The 25,741-nt window shown below is 41.0% G+C and carries 26 protein-coding genes and 1 tRNA gene; 6 read left to right on the forward strand and 21 right to left on the reverse strand.

Going from position 1 to position 25,741, the window contains the following annotated elements; all coding sequences use genetic code 11:
* Nucleotides 1-11 precede the first annotated feature (11 nt).
* The 3 genes from gltX to J0A69_RS05740 all read right to left on the reverse strand — a co-directional run bounded on the left by gltX (nucleotide 12) and on the right by J0A69_RS05740 (nucleotide 2,848).
* Nucleotides 12-1,550, reverse strand: coding sequence for a glutamate--tRNA ligase (gene gltX / locus J0A69_RS05730; RefSeq protein WP_206585560.1), 1,539 nt, complete (start codon nucleotides 1,548-1,550; stop codon nucleotides 12-14).
* A gap of 128 nt (nucleotides 1,551-1,678) precedes the next feature.
* Entirely contained in the window at nucleotides 1,679-1,969 is a 291-nt protein-coding gene (locus J0A69_RS05735) for a hypothetical protein (RefSeq protein ID WP_206585561.1), read from the reverse strand.
* Nucleotides 1,970-2,041: 72 nt separating this feature from the next.
* Nucleotides 2,042-2,848 (reverse strand): ThuA domain-containing protein, encoded by an 807-nt coding sequence (locus J0A69_RS05740; RefSeq protein ID WP_206585562.1) that lies wholly within the window; start codon nucleotides 2,846-2,848, stop codon nucleotides 2,042-2,044.
* A gap of 86 nt (nucleotides 2,849-2,934) precedes the next feature.
* On the opposite strand from J0A69_RS05740, the gene J0A69_RS05745 reads away from it, so the two are divergent.
* Entirely contained in the window at nucleotides 2,935-4,140 is a 1,206-nt protein-coding gene (locus J0A69_RS05745) for a 6-bladed beta-propeller (protein WP_206585563.1), read from the forward strand.
* Nucleotides 4,141-4,236: 96 nt separating this feature from the next.
* Here J0A69_RS05745 and rplS read toward each other — a convergent pair whose 3' ends face one another.
* Genes rplS through J0A69_RS05765 form a run of 4 tightly spaced genes read right to left on the reverse strand, consistent with a single transcriptional unit; the run spans nucleotide 4,237 to nucleotide 6,489 of the window.
* Nucleotides 4,237-4,602 carry a 50S ribosomal protein L19 gene (gene rplS, locus J0A69_RS05750; protein ID WP_206585564.1) on the reverse strand — a complete coding sequence of 122 codons (366 nt, stop codon included), beginning with the start codon at nucleotides 4,600-4,602 and terminating at the stop codon, nucleotides 4,237-4,239.
* Between the two features lie 51 nt (nucleotides 4,603-4,653).
* Complete coding sequence (gene trmD / locus J0A69_RS05755) at nucleotides 4,654-5,370, reverse strand: tRNA (guanosine(37)-N1)-methyltransferase TrmD (RefSeq protein WP_206585565.1); 717 nt, start codon at nucleotides 5,368-5,370, stop codon at nucleotides 4,654-4,656.
* Nucleotides 5,371-5,373: 3 nt separating this feature from the next.
* Nucleotides 5,374-5,904 carry a ribosome maturation factor RimM gene (gene rimM, locus J0A69_RS05760; protein WP_206585566.1) on the reverse strand — a complete coding sequence of 177 codons (531 nt, stop codon included), beginning with the start codon at nucleotides 5,902-5,904 and terminating at the stop codon, nucleotides 5,374-5,376.
* A 15-nt stretch (nucleotides 5,905-5,919) separates the two neighbouring features.
* Nucleotides 5,920-6,489, reverse strand: a complete 570-nt coding sequence (locus tag J0A69_RS05765) for a 30S ribosomal protein S16 (RefSeq protein WP_206585567.1) — start codon at nucleotides 6,487-6,489, stop codon at nucleotides 5,920-5,922.
* Nucleotides 6,490-6,858: 369 nt separating this feature from the next.
* On the opposite strand from J0A69_RS05765, the gene J0A69_RS05770 reads away from it, so the two are divergent.
* The 3 genes from J0A69_RS05770 (at nucleotide 6,859) to J0A69_RS05780 (ending at nucleotide 8,274) form a co-directional block, all read left to right on the forward strand.
* Complete coding sequence (locus J0A69_RS05770) at nucleotides 6,859-7,101, forward strand: GIY-YIG nuclease family protein (protein WP_206585568.1); 243 nt, start codon at nucleotides 6,859-6,861, stop codon at nucleotides 7,099-7,101.
* A 3-nt stretch (nucleotides 7,102-7,104) separates the two neighbouring features.
* A tRNA-Arg gene (locus J0A69_RS05775) sits at nucleotides 7,105-7,176 on the forward strand.
* Between the two features lie 72 nt (nucleotides 7,177-7,248).
* Complete coding sequence (locus tag J0A69_RS05780) at nucleotides 7,249-8,274, forward strand: LacI family DNA-binding transcriptional regulator (RefSeq protein ID WP_206585569.1); 1,026 nt, start codon at nucleotides 7,249-7,251, stop codon at nucleotides 8,272-8,274.
* A gap of 18 nt (nucleotides 8,275-8,292) precedes the next feature.
* Here the strand turns inward: J0A69_RS05780 and J0A69_RS05785 are convergent, their stop codons facing one another.
* The 11 genes from J0A69_RS05785 to J0A69_RS05835 all read right to left on the reverse strand — a co-directional run bounded on the left by J0A69_RS05785 (nucleotide 8,293) and on the right by J0A69_RS05835 (nucleotide 21,799).
* Complete coding sequence (locus tag J0A69_RS05785; protein WP_206585570.1) at nucleotides 8,293-10,245, reverse strand: alpha-amylase family glycosyl hydrolase; 1,953 nt, start codon at nucleotides 10,243-10,245, stop codon at nucleotides 8,293-8,295.
* 18 nt (nucleotides 10,246-10,263) lie between these two features.
* Nucleotides 10,264-11,745 (reverse strand): MFS transporter, encoded by a 1,482-nt coding sequence (locus J0A69_RS05790; protein ID WP_206585571.1) that lies wholly within the window; start codon nucleotides 11,743-11,745, stop codon nucleotides 10,264-10,266.
* 299 nt (nucleotides 11,746-12,044) lie between these two features.
* Nucleotides 12,045-13,913: a heparinase II/III domain-containing protein gene (locus tag J0A69_RS05795; RefSeq protein WP_206585572.1), complete on the reverse strand. Its 1,869-nt coding sequence runs from the start codon at nucleotides 13,911-13,913 to the stop codon at nucleotides 12,045-12,047.
* 49 nt (nucleotides 13,914-13,962) lie between these two features.
* On the reverse strand, nucleotides 13,963-14,841 hold the full coding sequence (locus tag J0A69_RS05800; protein WP_206585573.1) for an SMP-30/gluconolactonase/LRE family protein: 879 nt from the start codon (nucleotides 14,839-14,841) through the stop codon (nucleotides 13,963-13,965).
* Between the two features lie 117 nt (nucleotides 14,842-14,958).
* Nucleotides 14,959-15,846 (reverse strand): sugar phosphate isomerase/epimerase family protein, encoded by an 888-nt coding sequence (locus J0A69_RS05805; RefSeq protein ID WP_206585574.1) that lies wholly within the window; start codon nucleotides 15,844-15,846, stop codon nucleotides 14,959-14,961.
* Between the two features lie 17 nt (nucleotides 15,847-15,863).
* Nucleotides 15,864-16,661, reverse strand: coding sequence for an SDR family oxidoreductase (locus J0A69_RS05810; protein ID WP_206585575.1), 798 nt, complete (start codon nucleotides 16,659-16,661; stop codon nucleotides 15,864-15,866).
* Nucleotide 16,662: 1 nt separating this feature from the next.
* Nucleotides 16,663-17,697 (reverse strand): zinc-binding dehydrogenase, encoded by a 1,035-nt coding sequence (locus tag J0A69_RS05815; protein ID WP_206585576.1) that lies wholly within the window; start codon nucleotides 17,695-17,697, stop codon nucleotides 16,663-16,665.
* Between the two features lie 3 nt (nucleotides 17,698-17,700).
* Entirely contained in the window at nucleotides 17,701-18,408 is a 708-nt protein-coding gene (locus J0A69_RS05820) for an orotidine 5'-phosphate decarboxylase / HUMPS family protein (protein ID WP_206585577.1), read from the reverse strand.
* 175 nt (nucleotides 18,409-18,583) lie between these two features.
* Nucleotides 18,584-19,921 (reverse strand): PEGA domain-containing protein, encoded by a 1,338-nt coding sequence (locus J0A69_RS05825; RefSeq protein WP_206585578.1) that lies wholly within the window; start codon nucleotides 19,919-19,921, stop codon nucleotides 18,584-18,586.
* A 93-nt stretch (nucleotides 19,922-20,014) separates the two neighbouring features.
* Nucleotides 20,015-21,085, reverse strand: coding sequence for a dipeptidase (locus J0A69_RS05830; protein ID WP_206585579.1), 1,071 nt, complete (start codon nucleotides 21,083-21,085; stop codon nucleotides 20,015-20,017).
* A gap of 3 nt (nucleotides 21,086-21,088) precedes the next feature.
* Complete coding sequence (locus J0A69_RS05835; RefSeq protein WP_206585580.1) at nucleotides 21,089-21,799, reverse strand: SAM-dependent methyltransferase; 711 nt, start codon at nucleotides 21,797-21,799, stop codon at nucleotides 21,089-21,091.
* Between the two features lie 88 nt (nucleotides 21,800-21,887).
* Here J0A69_RS05835 and J0A69_RS05840 point away from each other — a divergent pair, with 88 nt between their 5' ends.
* Nucleotides 21,888-23,225 (forward strand): amidohydrolase family protein, encoded by a 1,338-nt coding sequence (locus J0A69_RS05840; RefSeq protein ID WP_206585581.1) that lies wholly within the window; start codon nucleotides 21,888-21,890, stop codon nucleotides 23,223-23,225.
* 44 nt (nucleotides 23,226-23,269) lie between these two features.
* Here J0A69_RS05840 and J0A69_RS05845 read toward each other — a convergent pair whose 3' ends face one another.
* From J0A69_RS05845 to J0A69_RS05855, 3 genes are all read right to left on the reverse strand, one after another.
* Nucleotides 23,270-24,028 (reverse strand): alpha/beta fold hydrolase, encoded by a 759-nt coding sequence (locus J0A69_RS05845; protein WP_206585582.1) that lies wholly within the window; start codon nucleotides 24,026-24,028, stop codon nucleotides 23,270-23,272.
* A 67-nt stretch (nucleotides 24,029-24,095) separates the two neighbouring features.
* Complete coding sequence (locus J0A69_RS05850; protein WP_206585583.1) at nucleotides 24,096-24,446, reverse strand: four helix bundle protein; 351 nt, start codon at nucleotides 24,444-24,446, stop codon at nucleotides 24,096-24,098.
* Between the two features lie 65 nt (nucleotides 24,447-24,511).
* On the reverse strand, nucleotides 24,512-25,228 hold the full coding sequence (locus J0A69_RS05855; RefSeq protein WP_206585584.1) for a pyridoxine 5'-phosphate synthase: 717 nt from the start codon (nucleotides 25,226-25,228) through the stop codon (nucleotides 24,512-24,514).
* Between the two features lie 59 nt (nucleotides 25,229-25,287).
* On the opposite strand from J0A69_RS05855, the gene J0A69_RS05860 reads away from it, so the two are divergent.
* Nucleotides 25,288-25,740 (forward strand): GatB/YqeY domain-containing protein, encoded by a 453-nt coding sequence (locus J0A69_RS05860; RefSeq protein ID WP_206585585.1) that lies wholly within the window; start codon nucleotides 25,288-25,290, stop codon nucleotides 25,738-25,740.
* Nucleotide 25,741: the final 1 nt, after the last annotated feature.

Raw genomic sequence — 25,741 nt, forward strand, 5'->3', positions numbered from 1 at the left:
ATAATTAGGGTTTAGGCGATCACTGGTAGCGTATCTAACGCAAATTGGATACGGTTGGCCACTTCCTGAGGACCTAAAATAGCGAAAACTTCCATTAAATCCGGTCCCGCACCTGATCCAGTCACAGCTAACCTCACCGCTTGCATCACTTTACCAAGTTTTATTTCCTCCGCTTCGGCAGATGCTCCAAGCATGGTTTTGGCAGTTTCCGCATCAAATGTTCCTGAATATGCTTTTAGTGCACCTGCATAGTTACTCAAGACTTTGACTGCGTCGGCATTCCAACGCTTTTCAGCCACGGCCATATCAAACTCCTTTGGAGCTATAATCACACATTTACTTTCATTCCAAAGGTCAGCTGCAAATGTGCATCTATCTTTTGTCAAATTGACAAGGGCTTCAGCTTTGTCAGCAGGAATTTCCATTCCTTCAGCCTTAGCTTCGGCTACCAGAAGTTTTACTAATTCCGCACTTGTTTTGGATCTTAAGTATTGCTCATTGTACCATTTTGCTTTGGCAATGTCAAATTTGGTTCCTGATTTCCCGATTCTATCGATAGAAAACGCCTCTACCAATTCATCCAAAGAGAATAATTCTCTGTCATCTCCAGGATTCCATCCCAGGAATGCCAAGAAATTCAAGAATGCGTCTGGTAAATAACCTTGTTCACGGAATCCTGCTGCAGTTTCACCGGTTTCTTTGTTTTCCCAGTTTAAAGGGAATACTGGAAAGCCTAGCTTATCGCCATCTCGCTTCGAAAGTTTGCCGTTTCCGTCAGGCTTAAGCAGCAAAGGAAGATGTGCGAATTGCGGCATGGTGTCTTCCCAACCGAAGAATTTGTAAAGCAAAACATGCAAAGGAGCGGATGGCAACCATTCTTCTCCTCGGATCACATGGGTGATTCCCATCAAATGATCATCAACAATATTTGCTAAATGATAAGTTGGCATGCCGTCAGACTTCATTAGCACTTTATCATCCAGTGTACTGGAATGAACCATAACCCAGCCACGAATCATGTCATTAAGACGAACTTCTTCTTTTCTTGGGATCTTCACACGGATCACATAAGGCTCTCCAGAAGCTAATCTAGCTTTCACTTCTTCCTCGGGAAGAGTCAAAGAGTTTTTCATCTGGGTTCTGGTGATGCTATTGTATTGAGGCTGTACCACTCTTGCAGCAGTCAATCTCTCCCGCATAGCTTCCAGCTCCTCAGAAGTATCAAAAGCATAATAAGCATGGCCAGCTTCTACTAAATCAAGCGCATATTGCATGTAGCTTGATTTACGTTCCGATTGCCTGTAAGGTCCCACATCACCAGGTTTCCAAGGGCTTTCGTCAGCGGGGATGCCCAGCCAAGCCAGAGATTCCTGAATGTAATCCTCAGCACCAGGTACAAATCGGGTTTGGTCGGTATCTTCGATCCTTAATAGGAACTTACCTCCCATTTTCTTTGCAAAAAGGTAATTGTAAAGGGCGGTTCTGACGCCTCCGATATGCAATGGCCCTGTTGGGGAAGGGGCAAATCTAACTCGAACTTCTTGACTCATGCTTTGCTTTTTATGCTTACTGAAGTTACCTTCAGAATATTTTTAATGAAATAGGCTGCAAAGATAGGGAATAGAATGCTTTCAGAAATTCTGAGCAGGATAAACTTCGATTTCTTCCGGTTTCGGAATTACTCTTTTCGGATGACTCGACCTAGATAACCTAAGATAAAGAAGCCAATCAGTGATAAAATCCCAGGGATAGCAAAGAAGAACATATGCCAATTTTTAGAGTTTTCCTCAGGACTGTAGTCAAGGAAGAAAAAATGGAAGGAAAGATTCCAATCTATCATCAATTCTAGGTAGGCTAAATAAACCATATAGCCCGAAAGACAAATCAAAATCACGGAAAAGACCTGAAAGATTCGGATTGTAACTGAGGCTAAGTTTTTTGCAGGATCTATGGCGCTAAAAGAATTCATCTTGAAAAGTTTGTTAAAGCTAGTTGGTAAGATTCAGGATTTCAATGGCTTCCTTCTTAAAACGAGTTAAAATTATTTTTGATGCAAAAGCCATTTGATTGCATTTAAAACGACCTGATCTTGGTATTTATTACCAAAGGTATTCGAAAGAGTTTTATTCGTTCCTCCGTCGTAGTCCATGTCATTATGCCCCATATTGAAATAAACCATCCGATAATTTCGATTTGACCAGATGACAGGATAGTAGCCTTCATGCCAGATTTCATGTTTTTTAGGCCCGGTTCCTAAAGGAAAACTACTCGGGTCAATGGAAGCCAAAATTTCAATGGCAGAATTGTCCCGAAGATCATGCTCCCATTTATACCATTCATTTGGAGAGGATGAAAAGGTATTAGGGATTCCTTTAAAAATAGGATTAGAGGGAGCTTCTACTTTTAAAATGGCAGATGTCGGTCTCCAGGTATTGCTGGAATATTGACCCGAACCCAGGAATTCCTCATGGTACCAGTCCCAATCTTGAGGATAATCTGAAGGAGTCAAGGCAAAAGCTGAAAAATGAAAGCCTATCCAAGCGCCTCCATTCTTCATATAAGATTCAAATGCCTGGCGCTGATTTTCATTTTCAGGTCTTGTATCTAAAAAGATAACGAGGTCTGTGCGTTTTAATTCTTCCGAATTCAAACGTTTCCAATCTTGTGTAGCCTCAAAGACAAACCCATTTTCTTTAGCTTGTTTTTCAAACCAAGGCAATGCTTCCCCTACAAATGAAATATGGGCTAGATCGTTTTTGGCAGTGTAGAGAATCAAAATTTTAGACTGCTGGGCTTGGGAAACAATCGAAGCGAGTGTTAGAATAAAAAGAGAAATGTAAAATTTCATTGATAGAAATGGGATGTGAATGCCGGAAATTGAATTTAGCTGAATTCGGTTAAAGTTTTTTGTTTAGTTTTTTATAAGTTTAGTTTATGGACAGGAAACTCTATTTCACTTTTTTACTCCTCACATCCTTGATAGCTGCATGTGATTCCTCAAAAGATAAAAGTGCATTGCAGAAAGGCGACCCAGAGAATGGTGAATCAGAAAGGCTTCAAATTGTACCTGTGGATTTGGATGCAGCCAGAGAAGCTAAATTGTCAGAATATTTCTCTGAAATCAAGTATACACTTTTGGATTATACAGATGAAGAGCCGGTTGTATTTGCTTATAACATGGATTTTACGGAAGATAAGATCTATGTGGAAAGTCGGGAAACAGCAAAGGTTTTTGTGTTTGACAAGAACGGAAAAGTTTTATCCATTCTAGGGAAAAATGGGGATGGGCCTGGTGAATTTCGCATCATAGATGATATTTCTGTATCTGGAGATACCGTACGAGTTGAGGTTGGATATGCAAATAAATATGTATTGTTGAATGAACAGGGGGATGTTTTAGGGGAAGGGAAACCAGATTACCGGGGAGTGAATTATGAAGATGCTCGATTTAGCCTGCACTACATTCAAGAAGGAGAAAATGAAGAACGCTGGACTTATTTAAGAAAAGATAAGGCAACCAATGAAGTCCAAGGGTATTTGCCGGTTAGAGAAGGTTTTGATCAATTCTATAGTTTTGGTGAATTGAACGGTTTCTTAAAAGACCCAAACACTGGAGAGATTTATTTTGCAGAGCATTATGATTATTTGGTCCAGAATTTTGATTCAGATGGTTATTTGAAAAAGACTATTCGTTTTGATTTTGGAAAAAACAATTGGGACTTGAGGAGCCGATTAGAATTAACAAATAAAGGGGTAGAACAGCAGGACTTTTTAGCAGAGAATCAAGTGGTGCGATCTATTGTGGATTTTTACCCCTTTGAAGATTTATTTTATCTGTCATTTGGGATGCAACAGAAAAGCTACTGGGTTTTTATGGATAAGAGTTTCGAATCTTTGGATGTGATCAATGACTGGGAAAATGATCTGGATCAGATGAAATTAAATTATTGGTCTTGGGCAAAAGCTGAAGATGAAATCATTTACCAAAAAAGTTCCATTGGCTTTTTTAATGATTACAAAGCAGCATTCAATGGAAAATCTGTCGTATCAAAACCAGGTGATGTGCATCATTTTTTTGAGGAAAACAGGGAAAAGCTACAGGAAGAAAAAATTGTTTTGATTTCGTTAAAGTTGAAATAGGAACGAATTGATTATGATTAATCGAAATTCAGACCTTTAGGAATCAAAAAAAGGAACCCATTGCTAGGTTCCTTTTTATTGAAAGAGCAATTGCTCTTAGTGCTTCACTCTGATTTTCTCCTTGATACGTGCAGCTTTACCCTGACGTCCTCTCAAGTAGAATAGACGAGCTCTTCTCACTCTACCTTGTCTCACTAGGTCGATTTGCTCGATCGCAGGAGAGATGATAGGGAAAATACGCTCTACACCAATACCATTAGAAATCTTTCTTACTGTGAAAGTTTCACCGTTGGTATTTGGGTTTTTACGTTGGATCACAGTTCCTTGGAACTGCTGGATACGCTCTTTGTTACCTTCTTTGATACGTACGTGTACGTTGATTGTATCACCAGCTTTGAAAGTAGGGAACTTAGCTCTAACCTCGCTGTATTCTGCTTCTACTATTTTAATTAGTTCGCTCATAGCTTTATCTTTTTATGCTTTCGCTTTATGCCATCTCTGTGGCTTATTTAATTACTTCTTGTTCGATGTTCCATCGCTTTCCCCAAATTCCTGATTGCGGAGCAGATCAGGTCTTCTTTCTTGGGTTCGGCGAACCGACGCCTCGAATCTCCATTCATTTATCTTGGCTTCATGCCCAGAGAGCAATACATCCGGAACTTTCATTCCTTCGAATTCGGCAGGCCTGGTATAAACCGGCGGTGCCAATAAGCCATCTTGGAAAGAATCTGTCAAAGCAGAAGTTTCGTCATTTAGCACTCCCGGAATCAGTCGAATAACAGCATCGGCTACTACCGCTGCGGCTAATTCTCCTCCGGAAAGAACAAAATCACCAATACTGATTTCTTTGGTAATGTACCGCTTTCGCACCCGCTCATCTACACCTTTGTAATGACCGCATAGGATCAAAAGGTTTTGCTGAAGCGAAAGTGCATTGGCCATGGATTGGTCAAAAGTAGCTCCATCAGGTGTCATGTAGATGATTTCATCGTACGTACGTTCCTGCTGTAAGGCTTCAATGCATCGAGCGATAGGCTCGATCATCATGACCATTCCGGCACCACCACCAAAAGCGTAATCATCCACTTGCTTTTGTTTGCCCACTGAATAATCTCTCAAGTTGATCACCCGGATGCTGGCTAATCCTTTTTCTTCCGCTCTTTTCAGAATGGAATGTGCAAAGGGACTATCCAACAATCCCGGAACCACTGTGACAATGTCAATGTGCATCGGTCAGTCTTCCAGATAAATTTCAAGTAAACCTTCGGGTAATTGGCAGAAAACTTTTTTTGCTGCCTTGTCCACCTGTTGGATAATGCCGTCTTGAATTGGTATCAAAACTTCTTTACCCTGATGTGTCACCCCTAGGAGATCCTGTGTTTCCAGATCGTAAACAATCTGAACAGTTCCGATCAAACCTTTGGTCTCGTCAAAGACCTCAAATCCGATCAACTCGTGAAAGTAATACTGGTCATCTTCCAACTCTGGTAGCTCTGTCAGAGGAAGATAAACTTCCGTTCCAACGAGTGATTCTACCTGATCGAGCGTATTATAATCCTCAAATTTGGCCAAGGCTTTATTTCCAGGTTGGAGTACAAAGTGCTCCAGGAAAAACGGCACCAGCCGGGATTTTTGCTCGAGGAAGAGGTGCTTTAGATCATCATAATCTTCTGGATAGTCTACATCCAGCACCACGACCACTTCTCCACGAAGTCCATGAACCTTGGCTACATAGCCTAATTGAAAGCATTGCTCCTTGTTCATGGGGAGTTTTTTTTATTAAGCTTGTGCTTCGTCGCCTTCTGCGGAAGCTTCTGGAGCTGATTCTTCGCTAGCTTCTTCAGCTGCAGGATTGTTTGCTGCTTCAGCCGCTGCTAAAAGAGCTTTCTGCTCTTCTTCTCTTGCTTTGATAGCATCCAATCTTGCTTGGTTCTTAGCTGCTTCAGCATCCAAAGCTTTCTGACGAGCGTCAGCTTTTGCTTTAGAGATGGATTCAGTTTTACCAGCGATTTTCGCGTCTTTCTCATTCAACCACGCATCGAACTTAGCATCTGCTTGTTCTTGAGTGATTGCACCTTTCAATACACCAATTTGAAGGTGTTTTTTCAGCATGATACCTCTGTAAGAAAGCATAGCTTTTACAGTATCTGTTGGCTGAGCTCCATTCAACAACCATTTAAGAGCGCGCTCATTGTTGATGTTAATAGAAGCAGGATTCGTGTTAGGGTTATAAACCCCGATTTTTTCGATGAAGCGTCCATCACGTGGAGCTCTTGCATCAGCTACAACCACGTCGTAGATAGCCATTTTCTTTCTACCTCTTCGTGCTAATCTGATTTTTACTGACATAAATTTGTTGTATTTAGTGAGTGGATGGAACCCGTCCATCCTAATTTTGGAGTGCAAAGATAGTGTAAATCCTTGTAATGCCATAAGTTGGCTAAAGAATATTTGCCTAAAAACAGGCTTTTCTTTTATCTTGCAGCCCTGATAGTGATGGCTTTAACCCACTTCAGGCTTTAATCGTTCATTGGGAAGTTTAAAGCTTGGTTATTTGCCAGTAGAATATGGCCCCGTACCTGCCTGCCGGTAGGCAGGGTTCAACGGATATCTACCTGTCGGTAGACAGGGAACAGCGTTTCCTAAACGCTAGATCTAGGTTCCCTGCCTGCCGGCAGGCAGGGATTCCTAGCGGGACTCTTCACTAATTAATAAGACATGGATCATTTTTTTGTATATGCCTTAAAAAGTTTGAAAGACGGTAGGATATATGTTGGGTTTACAGAAGACTTGGAAAGAAGGATAAAAGAGCATAATTCTGGTAAGACTAGCTCTACCAAAGCTTGGGTCCCTTGGGAATTATGGTATTCTGAAAAAGTTTCAACTCGAATAGAAGCAAGAAATAGAGAAAAGTATTTGAAATCTGGCATTGGAAAAGAATATTTGAAGTCTTTAAAATAAAACGGCCCCGTAGTTCAACGGATAGAACAAGCGTTTCCTAAACGCTAGATCTAGGTTCGATTCCTAGCGGGGCTACTTTTTTGAAATTTGTTTTGAGATAATCAGACTGAAAACCATTAAATTAAAAGCAGTTTGAACCCAAAATAAATGTCTGAAAAAAGAAGACTCACCCTGAAGGATATTGCCAAAGAGTTGGGAATATCTGTTTCCACCGCATCAAGAGCTTTAAATTCCTATCCTGGCATCGCTGATGAGACCATCAAATTGGTGAAGGATTTTGCTGAAAAACACAATTATGTGCCTAATACCATGGCCGTGAATTTCAGGAAAAACAAGACCATGACTTTGGGAATAATTGTCCCAGAGCTGATCCACTACTTTTTTTCTTCCGTCATCAGTGGAGCCATCCAAACAGCCAAAAAACATGGATATAGTGTTTTTGTCAGTCAGACTGATGAAAAGGTTTCTGATGAAATCATTGCCTGCCGTACCCTTTTATCCTCGGGGATCGATGGTTTATTGATCTCAATTTCCAATGAAACGATAGAAGGAGAGCATATACGGGAGTTTTTGGAAGAAGGTAAACCTGTGGTCCAGTTTGACAAAGTTTCCGATTACCTCGAAACTCCAAAAGTTATTGTGGATGATTTTCAGGGGGCATTCCGAGCAGTCGAGCATTTGATCAAACAGGGCTACAAAAAAATAGCCCATATCGGTGGATGGGCAGATGTAAAAAACTCCATCGAAAGGAAAAGAGGCTATGAAGCGGCTTTAGATCATTTTGGCTTTAAAGTGAACAAAGATTATCTCTTTCAATGCAAAGATATCAGTGAGCAAGAAGGCTATGATTTTACCAAAAAGCTGATGGAACTTCCTGAGCCACCTGATGCTATTTTTTGTATTACAGATATTGTTGCGATGGGTGCGATTAAATTTTTAAAAGAAAAGAAAATAGCTATCCCTGATAAAATCGGAATTGTAGGTTTCAGTAACTGGCAGTTGGCAGGATTGGTCTCTCCCTCTTTGAGCTCAGTGGACCAGCATGCTTATCAAATGGGTGTAAAATCTGCTGAGATTTTGATCAATATTCTTAAAGGAGAAGGTGTATGCATGGATGAAACCCACTTACTCGAAACAGAGCTAGTGGTCCGTGAATCTTCCTCTCATGGCTAAATTCCAACTAGAAGGTTACTATTTGATTGGTTCAAAGAGGAAAAAGGAATATGGCTCCAAGATCAGATATTCATGATCCATTCCAATTTCAAATTCCTTCCCACTCCAATGATCAAATAGTTTTGAAGGAACTGGCTTGGTTTCTTTGAAAGCATACCAGGTCAGAAATGTAGTTTCTGCGCTAAAATTGAATATCCCATATAATTTTTGATCGCCATATTGGCGCAGGAATCCTGCTACATGAATGTTATGTGGAGGTAGCCATACCAGGTTTTTGTGATCCGCTACCACAGCCAAGCTTTTCCGAAGGGAGATCAATTTCTTAGTCCCTTCAAAAATTTCATTTTCTACACTGCCTGCTACTTTCCTGTTCTCATTTCTCTCCCAATCAATAATCGGTCGGTGCATCCATCGATTATCATAGCTTTTGCCAGGATCCTTTAAATAAGAATAGTCATTGGTATAGCCAATTTCATCTCCATAAAACAAGATTGGAAGTCCACCGATGAAAAAGGAATGGGCTTGCATCATCAATATTTTCTGAATGGATTGTTTGATGCTGAAGTCACTCTGTTCTTCCAGCGCTTTTTCCAGTCCACAAAGAGAGGCTAAAGATCCACTGATTCTTGCATCTCCTGTTTTGGGATTGGAAGAAAATAGGGCACCTTTTGAAGGACTATGTGCTTGGATTCCCGTGAAGTAATTTTTCAAAAACTTCCGATGCTCATAGGGGTTTTTACCAGCCTGCTCAATCATGTAATCATCATAACCTAACCCGATATCATCGTGGCATCGGGTATAAGTAATCCATGTAGTACCAGCCGGCTTTTTAAGTATTTCATGCTGAGCTGCAAGCATGACTTTGGTTTGGCCCGAAGCAAGCATGTCCCATTGAAGCGCCATTTGGGTAGCGTTGTATGCAAAGTCGCATTCTTGGGCCACATAATCTCCTGTTCCGAAATACTTGATGATTTCCTTTGGGGCAACAATAGCCTCTCCCAAAAGAGCCATCCCAGGAGTAGCTACCGAAACACATTGTTTGATTAGCCTGAGTAGGGCATGAGCCTGAGGTAAGTTTTGCGAGCTTGTTCCTGTTTGTTTCCAGATAAAAGCCGGTGCATCAATCCGTAGGACATCTACACCCAGATTTCCATAAAACAGAATATTATCCAGCATGGCACGAAATACCTTCGGATTCATATAGTTCAGATCCCACTGATAGTTATGGAAAACAGTCATGACCCATTTATTGCATTCTGGGACGTAGGTAAAATTACCTGGGGAGCTTTCTGGAAATATTTCAGGCATGGACACATCATACTGGTTTGGAATCCAGCGATCGTCGTACATGTAAAAATAATTCTGAAACTCAGGATCCCCTTGTTTGGCTTTTTCAGCCCATTCGTGTCGATGGGAAGTATGATTCAGAACTATATCCAGCATCAAATACATTCTTTTTTTTTGCATGGATTTTCGCAGTGCAATCAATTCCTCTAGCGTACCATAGCGTTCATCGACTTTCCGGAAATTTGAAACAGCATATCCTCCATCACTTTCTCCTTCAGGGCTTTCAAACAAAGGCATCAGATGAAGGAAATTCACTCCTAACTCCTCAAAATACCCTAATTTCGATTTCATGTTTTTCAGTTTTCCTGAAAATCTATCTACATACAAACTCATCCCAACCAGCTCATTGCTCAGAAACCAGTCTCCTTTTATTTCTTTTTGGGCATCCCTTTTCTTTAAGTCACTTTCTCTGGCAGAATTAGCTTGAGCCAAAGAGAGAATTAATTTTCCAAAACTCTCTTGAGCCTCGGCGGAAGTACCATAGATTTCTGAAAAAAGCTCCTTGATCTTGTCTATGGCATTAGAAAGCCTAAAGAAAAACGCGGGATCTTCTTTCTGGGAAAAACCATTTTTGGATAATATATCAACAGCAAAAGAGTAGGCGGGTTGATCCATTGTAAGCATGCGGAAATGAAATTTACTTTAATGTCCGATTGGGCCAGGGTTGGGGCCTTCGGTGATATTTTTGTTTTCGTTGATTCTAAGGACTGCCAAAGCTCCAATCAGCAATAAAATTCCTGCGAAAGAAATGGCTGTTCCAGGGTCATTATTCAGAAATGTTTTGGAAATAAATCCGAAACTTAAAGTTTGAAGGATCATGGGAATTACGATCATCATGTTGATGATTCCCATATAAACACCGTAGCGTTCTTTTGGTATTTCATTGACCACCAAAAGGTAGGGCACTCCCATCATACTTGCCCAAGCAATGCCAAATCCGGTCATCGGAGCAAATAACAAATACTTGTTTTCAATATGAGGAAAAACAAGCAAGCCTAAACCTGCCATAATCAGACAGATAAAATGTACTTTCTTCGGGCCAAATTTGGTAGCCATTCTTGCCAGGAAGAAGGCGGATAGGAACGTGACTACGTTATACCAGCCATTAACAAGTCCAGTCCAACCCACGGCTTCCTCATATAAGGTCTTATTTTGATTAGGTGTCGTTTCCCAAACTGATTGGGCGATACTTTTCGCAGCATTTTGCCAATAGCAAAACAAGGCATACCACTGAAAGAGATAGACTAGAGCGAGTTTCCACATTACCGATGGCATCTGGGTCAATGCTTCGATGATTTCAAGATTTTGGGCAAAAACCACTTTGATGGTCGGATGATTTTCTGCCCAATGAATTGTTCTACGAATGATTTTACGATCAAATAAAGCTGGGATGACCAAAATAAATAAGACCAAATAAGCGAAAAGGGTAGTGATAATAGAGAGGAAAAACTGAATAGCAGGATGTGGCATCCCCTTATTCCGTTCTTTTAAAATCACAAGTTCCTCTTCGGATGGAGGATATTCAGGTGTTTTGGAAATACTCCACATGACCGAGCCGATTGAGCAAACAGTTCCTAAAAAGAAGGATGCATAGACCCAAAGAGGCAATGAGCCAGCCACGCCTGGAATGTATTTTTGGAAAACAAATAAAGAGACATTAGCCAGAGTAATACCTAATCCAGTAAAGAAACTTTGAGTCAAAAATCCCTTGCTATACTGTTCATCTGGAAGTACATCAGCAATCAAAGCCCGATAAGGCTCCATTGCCGTATTATTTGCAGCATCTAAAACCCAAAGTAAACCTGCCGCCATCCAAAGTGAACTACTGAAAGGATAGAAAAAAAGACAGATACTGCACATCAAAGCGCCAATGAAAAAGAAGGGCTTTCTTCTTCCAAATCGTGGACTCCAAGTGCTATCACTGAGCGCTCCAATGATCGGCTGAATAAGCAAACCTGTCATCGGACCGGCTAGATTCAAGATAGGGATCTCATCTGGAGCAGCCCCCAACATATCATAGATAGGATTGACGGCACTTTGTTGCAACCCGAAACTATATTGGATCCCAAAAAAGCCAACATTCATGTTGATTATTTGGGATAAGGAGAGCTGAGGCTTTCTCATGCGATTATTTTGGGTTCAGTATTTTGGGTTGTGATCAAAGGTTTTGTGCTAAAACCTATTAAATCGGCAATTAAAATACGGAATAAACCCTTCAATCAAAGCCGGTTGGGTTGGGGTCTTAACTCTTGAAAATGATGTTTCAGAGGTCAAATCGCCGAATTTGATATATTTCAAACGGTTGAAATGATGAAAAATAGAAGGGGAAAATTCATGAGAAATTTTTAATTTTTTTTTAAAATTGGTGTGAATCATCCAAGAACTGACCGTCAATCACATTTTCTGTCGGCAAATCTATTTTTCTACTCTCCCGTTAACCTCACTTTAATTTTTGTTTTATCTCCTTTAATAGTCCAGGCAGGAATTCGGATTTCAATCCTCTTTAGTCCTTCAATTTGCCTATCAAGCTGAAGGGGAGCCGGATCAAGGGATACAATTGAAACCGTAATTTTAGGGTGAGAAAGATTCTGAAGGTGAAGCATTTTACCATCTTGCTTCAAAATTGCGCCGCTTTCAGTTATTTCTACAGCGGCTAAAGTCATCATCTGCCAAGTGATGAGTTGGGTGTTTTCTGAAAGCTCAATTTCATCCTCAATGGTTATAGAAGTTGGGCTGTCTTTTGTGAATTTTCTTTGTGCTGATTTTACTTGCCCTTCCAGCGTTTTGCTGAGGTTGAAGGTAGCTTGAGGTTGGTCGCCATCTGTAAAAGAGAGAAGTGATGATTGACCTTCCGTTCTGTGGAGGGAGTCATTGACAGTCAAAGTGCTGTGTCCGAAGTTGTTTTTGGTCAACAAAGTCCAACGCTCACTACTTTGAGACCGATTCCATAGATCGAAACCGGTCTTTTCCAACTCATTGTAATCTTGATTTCCAGGATCAATTGACCAACGAACCCCATTCAATTCAAATACAAAGGAACCGGCATCCATGTTTCCATGATTTACCATCCCACGACCACCTTTACCTCCAAAATAAAAATTTTGGGGATCGTTTTCACCTCCTGTAAAAATCACGATTGGGTTAGAACCTTCCCCTTTCCAGGCAGTAGGAATCCCTGCTCCGCCTTTTTCTTCATATTGTGAAAGCCAGGCCATCGAAGCTCCGGCCAAACGACCAAGTTTCCTCATTTGATCCGAAGAAATAAGGAACCGTTCTTTTTCAAAATAATGAGGATTTCCGGATTTTGCTGCAAACCAGGCTAAAGTAAAATCTCCAGCTTCGCTCCGCTGATCCCCGCAATCTGCGAAATTATAATACCATCCTGAGGGAGCATTTGCCAAAGTTCGGAAAACAGCACTTTCCTTGAATGCCGGGAATTCCCAATGCCCGAAGTCTGTACCAAAAGAACTTTCCAACATAGCTGCTGTGATCACAGAAAAGCTGGTTCCATAGGCCCAATAAGTGGATCCTTCGGGGTAAACTCCATCTGGGCCGTATTCCACCAATGAATGAGGTAAGCCTTCCAAAGCCCGACTGATAGTTTTTGAGGCTAGGGAAGGATTATCTTCCGCGATGGCAATGGATGCAGCGATCATGCCTCCATTGCAGACCTGATTCCAGTTATTTGTGCCATAGGCCCACCAAGGAGATTCGCCATTTTCCGGCCAACTTGGAAGGATTGCTTTTTCAATCAATGATTTTTTAGCTAGTTCTTGTGTGGTTTTTGGTAAGTCACCAGCTGTCCAATCAAGAGCAAAAGCTACCGCAGTTGCCATTTCAGCCACATCTAAGAAATGGCTTGGGTTCCAATCTGAAAAACTACAAATTGCAAGGACTTCATCATTGATCCTGGTTAAAACTTTAGGGTCCTTTTCCATTAGATAAACAACCCCCAGCATATTGATCCGATAAAGCATTTCTCTGGAAACACCCAAAAGCCTTCTTCCCTCCATCACTCTTTCCAAAAGTGGCTCTTCAAAAATAGATTCTGCATTCATTTGAATGCTTGCATACATGTTTTGCAAAACTGGATCTGTTTTGATTTTCTTTTTCAGATCCTTCAAAATTGGCTGGTCGAAAACCAACCTTGGAGAGGATTTTCTCAGATTCTTTTGGAGGTAAGAAACCGACATGGGATTGTCAAGTTTTGGGATTTCTTCCTCTTGTGCCAAAGCTGGAAAAAGAGCCAGAATAAAAATAAGTGATAGAATCAATCTGAGTTTTGCAAGCATGGGTTTCAGGGTTTTAATAATCAATCTTAGAGGTGATTTTTCCATTTTTTTAGATACTTGCTTTTTTTGCTAAAAAGCCTTTGGTAGTAGTTTTCACCAAAAAGACATCACCACTTAGTGGGTATTCCTTGAGTTGAGTTTCACTTAGATTTTCTTGGGCAGTTGTGATCAAAAGCGTATCAAGATTTTCTCCACCAAAGCAACAGGAAGTGATATGAGGAACAGGTAGATCTATTTTATCTAGCAACTCACCGTTTTTTGGATTCCATCGATATACACACGAACCCCCATAATGAGCAACCCAAAGCATGCCTTTTTGGTCGATACACATGCCGTCAGGAAATCCCAACTCCTCCTGTATCTCAACAGCAACCCTATCAAATTCTATTTCACCAGTTTCGAGATGAAAGTGAAATGCTTTGATTTGACGTGTTGGGGTATCGATGAAGTAAAAAGTCTGATTGTCTTCTGTCCAGGCCATTCCATTGGAAATAGTCAGATTGGATAGTTTCTTTTTTGGTTCTAAATCCTTATCGATACAATAAAGCGAACCTGCTCCCTCTGTGAATTTGGTACTCAAAGTTCCTATCCAAATTCGCCCTTTTGGATCTACTTTTCCATCATTGAAGCGATGTAATTGATATTCTGACTCTACTTCGCATAGCCAGGATAGTTCTTCAGTTTCTAAATCAAACTTTGCAATCTTTCGATCTAAACCTAAGATTAAACTTCCGTCTTCTGATTCTAATACTACTGCCAAATAATGTGGGAAACTTCGTTTTTTCGTTTCCCTGGTCTTGAGATGATGTTCGAATAGTTTTCCATTTTCAATATCCACCCAGAAGAAACTTTGTCTTCCTGCATGCCAATAAGGCCCTTCGCCTAGGAAGCATTGAGATGGGATGGAGGTGTAGTTGTAGGTATTCAAGGTTGTTGAGTTTAATGTTTTATAAACCTTCGTGGAGATTTCTCAGTCGTTTTTCTTTCGAAATGACACCTCAAAGGTTACTATTGAGGACGTATTTCGTATTTCTCAATTCGTAAATCATAGGTGCCAATACTGGGCTATTTTCTTTTTCAAAAATGCCACAGATCGCTGTAGTTGATCCATGCCATCGACCCCATCTTCTATGCTGATCCAGTTGTCAAACCCCACTCTTTTCAATTCAGTGAAAATGGCATCGTAATCATTCATTCCTTGTCCGATTTCTCCATGGCTTAATCGCTTTGCATAACCTACTGCTCCTCCTTCTTCTTTTCGTAGATCTTCAATAGTTCCATATTTCAAAAACCGATCGCTGGCATGCATGGTGACAACTTGCTCCGAAACCTCATATAATAAATCCAGCGGATCTTCGCCTGCCAAAAAGGCATTACTTGGATCGTAGTTCACCCCGAAATTCGGATGCTTAATACTATTGACCAACTTGGTGAAAAGTTCTCTTTTCTGCGCAAACTCGGGATAATCCCAAAAGTCATCTTTATAGTGATTCTCCAAAATTAGGGTGATTCCAAGTGATTTGGCATAAGGTAGACAGGCTTGGATTGACTCAGAAGCATATTTTATTCCCTCATCTTCCGTGAGCTCAGGACGATATTGTCCAGAAAGTACGCGGCAGTATTTCCCTCCGAGTTCATCCGTCATCTCTATCCAACGCTTCTGTTTTTGAATTTCTTTGTCCCGAAAAGCTTTGTTTGGATGAGTGAAATCCGGGGAACAACACATCATAGGAATGACCATTCCTTTGTCTTCCACCATTCTTCGTAAGAGGCGCCAGTTTTCTTCCTTCTCCATTTCCAGAAAACCTGCATACCATTCCAATCCATCGATTCCCAGCCTGGAACCAAGTTCTATCCACTCCGATAATTTCATGCTTCCATCCTTGCAAAGTGCATTCATAAAGGCTTTGGGAAAGGCTGCTATTTTGGGCATTTCAGCTAAGGTTAAATTTATTTATGAGGAATAGTTGTTGCGTCCTTTGGGATGTTTCTTCCGATCATCGGGAATTGCTCCAAATCAACTACCTGGCCACTGATCGGTCCGCTTTCATCCGATAGCCAATAAATACATGCCACTGCGATTTCTTCAGGCCAGATAATTCTTCCAGCTGGAGCGTACATTTTGGATAATTCCTTGTACCATGTGTCCGAAAGTCCATGTTCCTTTTTTCGCTCAATTTCCTTTTCGGTAAGCACCCATCCTGGATTTATCTGATTGACCCGCACGCCATTTTCCCGGAAAAGAGAATCTCCCAAATTCCTGGTCATAGTCATTAGTGCGCCCTTAGTAATGCTGTATGTCAATAAATTGTGCTCACCACTCCATGCATTGATCGAACCGATATTCAAGACTGCTCCATGACTTTCAATCAAATGAGGCAAAGCGGATTTGATAAGGAACAATGGGGCATAGGTATTTACCTCCATTAGTTTGTTTAAAAAGGCTTTGTCAGTAGTGTGAATATCTGATGCAGCAACTATAGCGGCATTATTGACAACGCTGTCAAGTCTTCCCCAAGTTGAAATGGCTAGGTCAACTAGTCTTTGTCCAGCTCCTTCATTGGAGAGATCTTCAATGTGCAGTTTTGCGTTTTTAGCTCCTAATTCGGATACAACCTGAGCACCTAAATTTTCTTCTAGCCCGTGGATAATAACTTTTGCACCTTCAGCTACAACTTTCTTTGCAATGGCTTTTCCAATGCCCATGGTGCTTCCGGTGACGATGATGACTTTTCCTTCGAGTCTCATATTAAACAGGTTTTAAAACAGATTTGACTACTTGACCATGATGCATTTTCTCAAAAGCTTCTCTCCACTCGGTGATCGGCCAAACCCCTCCAATTATTGGTTTTACATCTAAAGCTCCACTTGCAAGCAGTGCGATGACTCGCTCCCAAATTGGCCAGTTATGACTAAAGCTTCCCTGGAGTCTGACATTTTTTTGGATGATGGGATCCAATGAATAATTACAAGGTTGAGGCCCCCAACCAACTTTGGTAATTTGTCCATTTGGCCGTACTAGCTGCATGGCTATTTTTAAAGTTTCACTGACGCCAGCAGCATCGATGACCAAATCAGCTCCCATTCCATCTCTCTTTCTGGCCCAGTTTTCTGCATCTCCGATAATCGTATCGCAACCATATTTTTTGGCAATTTCCAATCTGCCTTTGTCCACTTCCAAACCTATAATAGCCACTTCTGCTCCGCAAAGTTTGGCTACAGCTGCGCAAAGAATTCCTATCGTACCTGGCCCAATCACAACCACACGATCACCGGGTTTGATGGAGGAATTTCCCGCCACTGCATTATATGCCACACAACAGGGTTCAGTTAAACATGCTTCTTCAAAAGAAAGGGTTTCGGGAACATGGTGGAGGCATCTTGCAGGAACTTTTACAAAACGTGTCATGGCTCCATTTACTCCATATCCAAAGCCTTTTCTTGTTGGATCCAAATTGTACAAACCTATTTTACTCATTGGATTCAGCTTGTCAATGACAGCTGCAGTTTCACTGACCACTCGATCACCTGTTTTCCAACCGGAGACTTTTGATCCAACAGCTGCTATTTTTCCTCCAAATTCATGTCCCAGGACTACAGGGTAATTTACTGGCCAGCTATGGTCAGAGGTCCATTGATGAAGGTCACTTCCGCATACTCCGACATTTTCCACCTCTAATAAGACATCTTCTTCACCTAATTCTGGGATGGGGATTTCTCGGATTTCAACCGAATATTTTTGCTCTGCAAAATTGACTACAGCTGCATTTTTGGTACTTGACATAGGTTAGGGTCTTTTGGGTAAAACGGTTTCTTGTTTATGGATTGCCTCGCAAATCAGTCGAAGTGAGCTTTCTAGATCTCCACTTGCTGTTTTGAATGAATCAGCATCGATAGTTAAGGGAGCTCCAAGGACTACTAGCGGGGCACCGTATTGGGGACATTGGATTGCTTGTTCAAGCGAAAGTCCACCCACAGCCTGAACAGGAATATTCACAGCCTCAACTACTTCCCGGAGTTGATCTAAAGGACTTGGCATTCTTTTACCAGAGGCAGCAATCCCTCTTCGTTCATCATATCCAATGTGATGAATCACATAATCGCATCCCAGATCTTCTAAAAATTTTGCGCCATCGACCATGTTTTCGCAGACCATGTTATCTCCCATAACCTTCGCGCCAAAATCTTTTCCTGCCTGCACCACACATTTGATGGTTTCTGCGTGAGCCCTCGCCATGACAACCACATGAGTGGCACCTGCTTTAGCCATCATTTCTGCTTCCAAATAGCCTCCATCCATGGTTTTCAGATCTGCGACCAAAGGAACTCCAGGAAATGCCTCTCTTAATTTTCTGACACCGTGGAGACCTTCTGCCAAAATCAAAGGTGTGCCAGCTTCTATCCAATCTACGCCTGCTCTGATAGCCAGAGCTGCGGTTTCCAAGGCTTCATCGATGTTTGTAAGATCCAAAGAGATCTGTACAATAGGTTTCATATATTTTGGGTTTTGGAAAAAAAAGTAAACCTTAATATAAGCCTTTTTTAAAACCTAACTTCCTGCTTCTACCATTATAGGAAGGGTAAGAGCTATCTTTTTAAAAAATAGAATTGGGCACAAAAGAAAAAACCTCAGACAAAAGATCCTGAGGTTTCAATATTGTTTTGATTTGTTATTGCTGAAGTCTTGCCTGAACTTCCTCAATCAAACCTTCATATTTTTTAAGGATTCTAGCCCAGTCTTCAAATTTCTCATCATCTTTTACAGTGACTTGGTTTTGACCATCGAGATAGGCTTCCTGGCTGATCAATTTAATTGCATAAGCCAATTGGTCAGAATTTCCTCCGCTGCTAACAATCACCCTAGTTCTGATAACTGAAGATTGGAAATTTTGAACTTGCCAAGAAGTAGTCAAATAGCCCGTATTAAAATCAACGGTTTCCAATATGTCAAAATATCTCGTAATGATAGAGCTCAAGATTCTCCAAGCTTCTTCTGGAGTATGAACTGAGTTGACAGGAACTGTAATTCTCACATTTGCCAAATCCGAAGAAACAGAGGAAGTGTAAGCTTCATCCACAGTCATTTCAATATAATCGGTAATTGGTGGCTCCTGCATATTTGCCTGATTGTAATAGTTCTTTACATAGCGAACAAATCCATCCTTTTTCACTCGGATTTCCACGTTTCCATTTTTAGGAACTTTCAAATCATAGCTACCTGTACCTACTGTTTTTCCACCAATCTCAATGATCGCATCATTAGGGTTTGTGGTGATTTTGACCAAACGATCTTCCAATTGAGCTTTTTCTCTTACTGGAGGCTCTGGGTCAGTTTCGGGCTTGTTACAAAAAACTTTGGTGTATTCTACATAGCCATCCTTGTTGACAGTAACTGTTACGCAGTCGTTCAAAGGAATTTTAATATCCTGATTTCCTCTTCCAACGCCAACGCCATTGGCAGTAACAGTTCCATCTGCTGGAATTACTTCCAAACGAACCTGTCTGTCTTTCAATTCAAAATAATCCTTCGCTGGAGGAGTTTCTCTATCAGGAGAATTATAGTAGCTTTTGGTAATTGGTGCAAAGCCTGGCTTTTTGATCTCTACCGTATGGAAACGGTCTTTTTGAATGATCAGGTAGATAGCTTTTGTTCCTATCATACGGCCATCCACAAAAATCTCTGCGTCGTAAGGCTCTGCTGTAATCTCAACTCTTCTGGCATCCAAAGCAACATATTGCTCTTTGTCCCACTTCAAGTCTCTGTTGAATTCCTTGATAACAGGTTCATAGCCAGGTTTTGTAATCTTGATTCGATTACGACTGTCTTTCTCTAACTTGTATTCAATCGCTCCAGTTCCTAGCTCCTGTTTATCAGAATCATCGTAATCATTTAGCAAGATGAATTTTGCATCTGAGTGATTAGCAGTGATTTGAAGTTTTTGTGAGAAAGAAAGGGAAGCTGAAAAAAAGAAAATTAAGGCAAGGGTGAGTAAATTTTTGAACTTCATAAATCGGTGGTTTGCGTTTAGCTTTCGCTAAATAATTCAATTAGAATTATTTATGCAAAACAAAACCACAGGAATTGTCCAATTTTTCCCCAATTAAGACCATGCTTTTTTCAAGAAGCTCAACCAATTTCCATGCATGACTTTCTCCACGTCTTGGTCAGAATAACCTCTTTGTCTCAGTAAATCAGGGACTTTGCTCAGATCTGCAATGCTGTCTAAATCATAAGGAGCCTGCTCTTTTCCGAAGGCCCCATCCAAATCCGAGCCAATTCCGATGTGGTTTGCATTTCCTGCAACCTGACAAATGTGATCCATGTGATCCAAAACGGTATTCAAAGTTACTTCGCGCTCCTTTGGGGTAGATTTTCCTCTTTCCCAACCTGGACTTAGCATCCATGCATCCATAGCACCTCCGATGACAGCTCCTCTATCCACTAAAGCCTTGATCATCTCGTCAGAGAATTGTCGATTGTGATCAACTAGCGCTCTACAATTGTTATGGCTGGCCCAAACCGGTCCTTGAAAAATCTCCAAAGCATCCCAAAAAGCTAAATCGCACAAATGAGTGGTATCCAGAATAATTCCTAATTCATCCATTTTGCGAAGAAGATCCTTTCCCATTTCATTGAGAGGAGCGGAAGCATCTGTGCCATGTGCATATCTTCCTGGTCCATAATGTGCTGGTCCCAAAGCTCTCAAGCCTGATTCATATGCTTTTTCCAGATAAGCCAGATGAACAATAGAATCCGCACCTTCAAGCGAAAGAATAAATCCAACAGGCTTGTTGGCATTGTTTTCCTGATTTTCCCAAAGAGCTAGATGCGCATTCAATTCCGATAGATTCCTGATCTGAGTCATTTCTCCTTGCTCTACCATGGCTTGATACCAAGCAAGTTGTCCTTGGGTTTGAGCCCAAGCCTGTGCAGGAGAATGCCAACCTGGAAGAGGATTATCTGGTGCGACATATCTACCGATTTGAGTTGCAACCACCAATCCAATATTGCCTTTTCTAAGATCGGGAAGAGATACTATCGCATTTCCTCTGTCTGGTTTATCCATCATGCCAACTTCTCTGGCATTGATTTCGGTAGCAGGACGAGTGAGATCACGGTTCCACTCAAGAGCATTCATGCTCAGATCTAAATGGGCATCTATTGTTAGCATTTATTAAAAGCTTTGGAGTACAAAAACAGTTGGGATTTTATGAAGATCAAGTGGCAGTTTTTTCCACTCAGCAATAGTTTTGGTTAAAATCAATTCATCGGAACCAGTGATGTTTTTGGCAACACAAAGTTTTGTGTTGGCAGAAAGCGTTCGCAATGCATCTTCAAAAAGTTGATTATTTCGAAAAGGAGTTTCCATAAAAATCTGGGCTCTCTTTTCCCGCAAAGATTCAGCTTCAAGGTTTTTCAAGGCAGCGGCTCTTTCTTTTCTATCGATCGGTAAGTAACCATGAAAGGCAAAAGATTGACCCGAAAACCCTGATCCCATCAAGGCTAAAAACATGGAACTAGGACCTGAAAGCGGCACTACCTGAATTCCTTTGACATGGGCATGAGCTACCGCCAAAGCCCCTGGATCAGCAATTCCTGGACATCCAGCCTCTGAAATAATCCCCATATCTGCTCCATTGAGAAGTGGTTGCATGAGTCGATTGATTGTTTCGGGCTTGGTGCTTTTATCTAAAATCTCCATGTGGATTTCTTCAATATTGACACCTAGCTTGAGGCTGCTGATATACCTGCGGGCAGTTCTCAGATTTTCTACCAAATAGACCTTGGTATGTTTCACCACCTCTCTGACTTGAGGACTGATTACGGTGTTTGCAGTGTTTTCTGCCAGGACATTTGGGATCAGAAAAAGCTTTCCTTTAGGCATGGGGAATTTGAATCGTTGGAAGGAGATTCGAATTTAATATTTAAAAGCCAAATTCATTATCTTATACGATCAACCACCCCTTAGTTTTATGAAACACATTAAAATAGCTTTTATTCTTCTGGCTATGCTCCAGACTTTTTCTGCTTATTCACAAAGCATGAAAGCACTCGTAGGCGGAACACTGATAGATGGTTTTGGGGGAGTGCCTATCCGAAACTCAGTGATATTAATTGAAAATGACAAGATTGTTGCAGTAGGTCAGCAAGGAAGTTTGGAAGTGCCTGCTGGTGCCGAAGTTATTTCCACCGAAGGGATGTCTGTGATGCCTGGGCTTTGGGATATGCACGTGCATCTGATGATCAACGGGCATAGTGATTATACACATTGGGATAGTACTTACATCGATATTTTGGATCCTGTGATAATGCCTGCCTCAGCACATCAATTGTTAATGGCAGGAGTGACCAGCGCCAGAGATTTAGGAGCTCCTTTAGAAGCAAGTATCAATGTTCGCGATAGAATAAATCGAGGTGAGATTCCCGGACCGACAATCTATGTTTCCGGGCCTTTTATACAGAAGGCTCCATACCCTAACACAGAAGCTTTCCGCTGGGGAGTGAATGGAGTGGCAGATGCAAAAGCCAAAGTAAAAAAACTAGCTGATGCCGGTGTAGATGTCATTAAATTGATTGATCAAGATCAGATGACTTTGGAAGAAGCACAGGCGGTTGTGGATGAGGCGCATAAATATGGCTTGCCAGTTGTGGGGCACTCACATCGTCCAGAGGAAATCAGAATGGGATTGAAAATAGGAGTGGATTGTTTCGAACACACAGGATTGTCATCTGCTCCGGAATACCCTGAAGATATCATGCTGATGATTCAGGAGAGAGCTGCCCAAATGAACAAAGGACCTTTGTTTTGGACGCCGACTGTTGAAGGACTATATAATTATGAATCTGTCAGGGATAATCCAGAAAAGTTGGATGATCCTTCCTGGCATTTGGATTTACCGGATTCAATAATTGCAGATATCAAAGCCTCATTAAAATATCCCGGCCGAATGTCTTATTTCCAATTGACACCTGTGAGAAAGCCTACTTTGGAGCGAAAATTCAATCAGTTGAAACAGAGCGGCGTGGTGATGTTGATCGGGACAGACAGCGGGATTCCGATGAAATTTCACAGTCAAAGTACCTGGAATGAATTGGATGTTTGGGTAAATGAATTTGGCTATGATCCAATGCTTGCCATCAAAGCAGCTACCTATTGGCCGTCTGTTGCCATGGGAGTTTCGGATAAAGTGGGAACGATCTCAGAGGGTAAAAAAGCTGATATTATCGCAGTGAGGGGTGATGTCTTGAGACATATCAGTTTATTGCAGGATGTGGATATGGTGATAAAAAATGGAAAACGTGTGAAATAGATAGAACTGAAAAGGGAGCTGTTTTTTAAAACAGCTCCCTTTTTTTAATTCAAAAACTTCAAAACTTCTTCAATCACCGACTCCGGTTGTTCTGCATGCAGCCAATGACCTGCGTTGGAAATAAACTCCACTTCATATTTAGGGAAAAATTCCTCCATATCGGATAAGTCAGATTGCTGGATGTAATCGGAGTTTTCCCCAGCTAAAAACAGAGTTGGACCATCATAGAGCTCTCCTTCTTCCAGCGCTTTTCCAACTTCTTCAATGTTTTTAGTAATAACAGGCAAGTTGATCTTCCAGACAAAACCTTGAGAATCTCTACTTAGACTTTTTAGTAAAAACTGTCTGACTCCCAGTTCAGGGATATATTCAGATAAAATGTCATCCGCTTCTTTCCTTGATTTGATAGCTTTCAAGTCAATTGCGTTGAGTCCGGTCAGGATTTTTTGATGATGGATTGGATAGTATCTAGGAGCAATATCAGCAACAATCAGTTTTTCCACTCGATCAGAATATTTGACTGCGAAATTCATGGCTGTTTTTCCACCCATGGAATGACCCATCAAATACACCATATCCAAACCTTCATCGTCCAGTAATTCCTTTAAATCTTCAACCATGACCTCGTAATTCCATTCGTCTGAATGAGGGGAATCTCCATGGTTTCGCTGATCGACTAGGTAAAGAGTAAATGATTTTTCCAGTTCTCTGGCAATACTAAACCAATTGTCCAATGAGCCAAAAAGACCATGAAGGATTACTAATGGCTTACCGGCACCTAATTTTTTGAAGTTTAATTTCATTTGTTTAATTATTGTCAACAGACCGCGGACTACAGACCACCGCGCGTACATTACATTGGTTTTAGAATTAAATTGAATTTTTGAGAGCTTGAATTTTTTTGATTAACTCATCATATGAATTATAAAGTCTGGAGAAATCTTCTTCCGAAATTATTTTCCTCTTCTTCCCTAAGAATAAGCAGCTAACGACTTCAATTCCGGACCTAATAGAATATCCTAAGAACTTTTTAAATTCTGGATTGGACTGTCCTGTAGAGCCTTCAGCAATATTCAATGCCACTGAATCGGCAGCACGTTGGATTTGAGTGGAAAGAACAAATTTCTCTTCAGGTGGAAAAGTTTTAATTAAGACGCTTATTTCCGTACTCAGATCAATTGCCAAATTCCAAACTCTTAAATCTTCGAATTTAAATGCCATAGGTTAAAAATTAAACGTCATTTATTGAATATAAAGGCGGTTGACTGTCGTCTGTCAACAGTTGACTAAATTTCCAACTGCCTTCTATACATCTGGATGGTATTTTCCAGACCGTAATAAAGCGCATCACAAACGAGCGCATGGCCAATTGAAACTTCATCAAGGTAAGGGATGGATTTTTTCAAAAAGGCAAGATTATGCAAGTCTAAATCATGTCCGGCATTGATGCCCAAGCCGAGCACTTTTGCAATTTCAGCTACTTCTACATAAGGTTTGACTGCTTTTTCTCTGTCCTGATGATAGCCAACTGCATAGGGTTCGGTATATAATTCTACTCTGTCTGTCCCAGTCAGTTTAGCAGGTTCAAAGTATCTGATTTCAGGATCGATGAAAATTGAAACCCGGATTCCGGACTCATGTAGCTCTGCGACAATATCTTTGAGCATTCCTTGATTGGAGATAGTATCCCAACCGGAATTGGAGGTAATGGCATTTGGTGGGTCAGGAACCAGCGTTGCTTGAGCTGGTTTAACAGCTTTAACCAAGTCCATGAATCTACGATCTGGATATCCTTCAATATTGAATTCAGTAGTGACCACAGCAGCCAAATCAAAAACATCCTGATGGCGAATGTGTCTTTCATCTGGCCTTGGATGAACGGTAATTCCTTCAGCACCAAATCGTTCTGCATCCAGTGCAACTTTGACAACATCAGGATTATTGGCCCCTCTGGCATTCCGAAGGGTGGCAATCTTGTTAATATTTACGCTTAGTTTAGTCATTTACAGGTCGAAAAGGGTATTTTTGTCTGAATTTTACCAATAACACAAACTTAGGGCTTATGAGTTTAAAGCAGAAAGTAGATAGCGAAATAAAATCAGCAATGATTGCTAAAGATAAGGATAGATTGAGAGCTTTAAGAGCAGTTAAATCTTTGATTCTCTTGGAAGAAACCAAAGGAGGCGCTGCTGGAGAACTGTCAGAAGATGAAGAAATGAAGATTTTGACAAAGGCTGCAAAACAGAGAAAGGATTCTGCAGATATCTATCAACAGCAAAACAGAGAAGATCTTTATGCAGTAGAAATGGCTGAACTTGAAATCATCCAGGAGTTTCTTCCAAAAGCACTTAGTGAAGAAGAATTGACTCAGGCAATCAAAGAAATCATCGCACAAACTGGAGCTTCAGGACCAAAGGATATGGGTAAAGTGATGGGAGTTGCCAGTAAGCAGCTAGCCGGAAAAGCGGATGGAAAAGCAATTGCGGATAAAGTAAAATCTTTATTGAATAGCTAAG

This window comes from Algoriphagus pacificus, assembly GCF_017254845.1.
GTDB lineage: Bacteria > Bacteroidota > Bacteroidia > Cytophagales > Cyclobacteriaceae > Algoriphagus > Algoriphagus pacificus.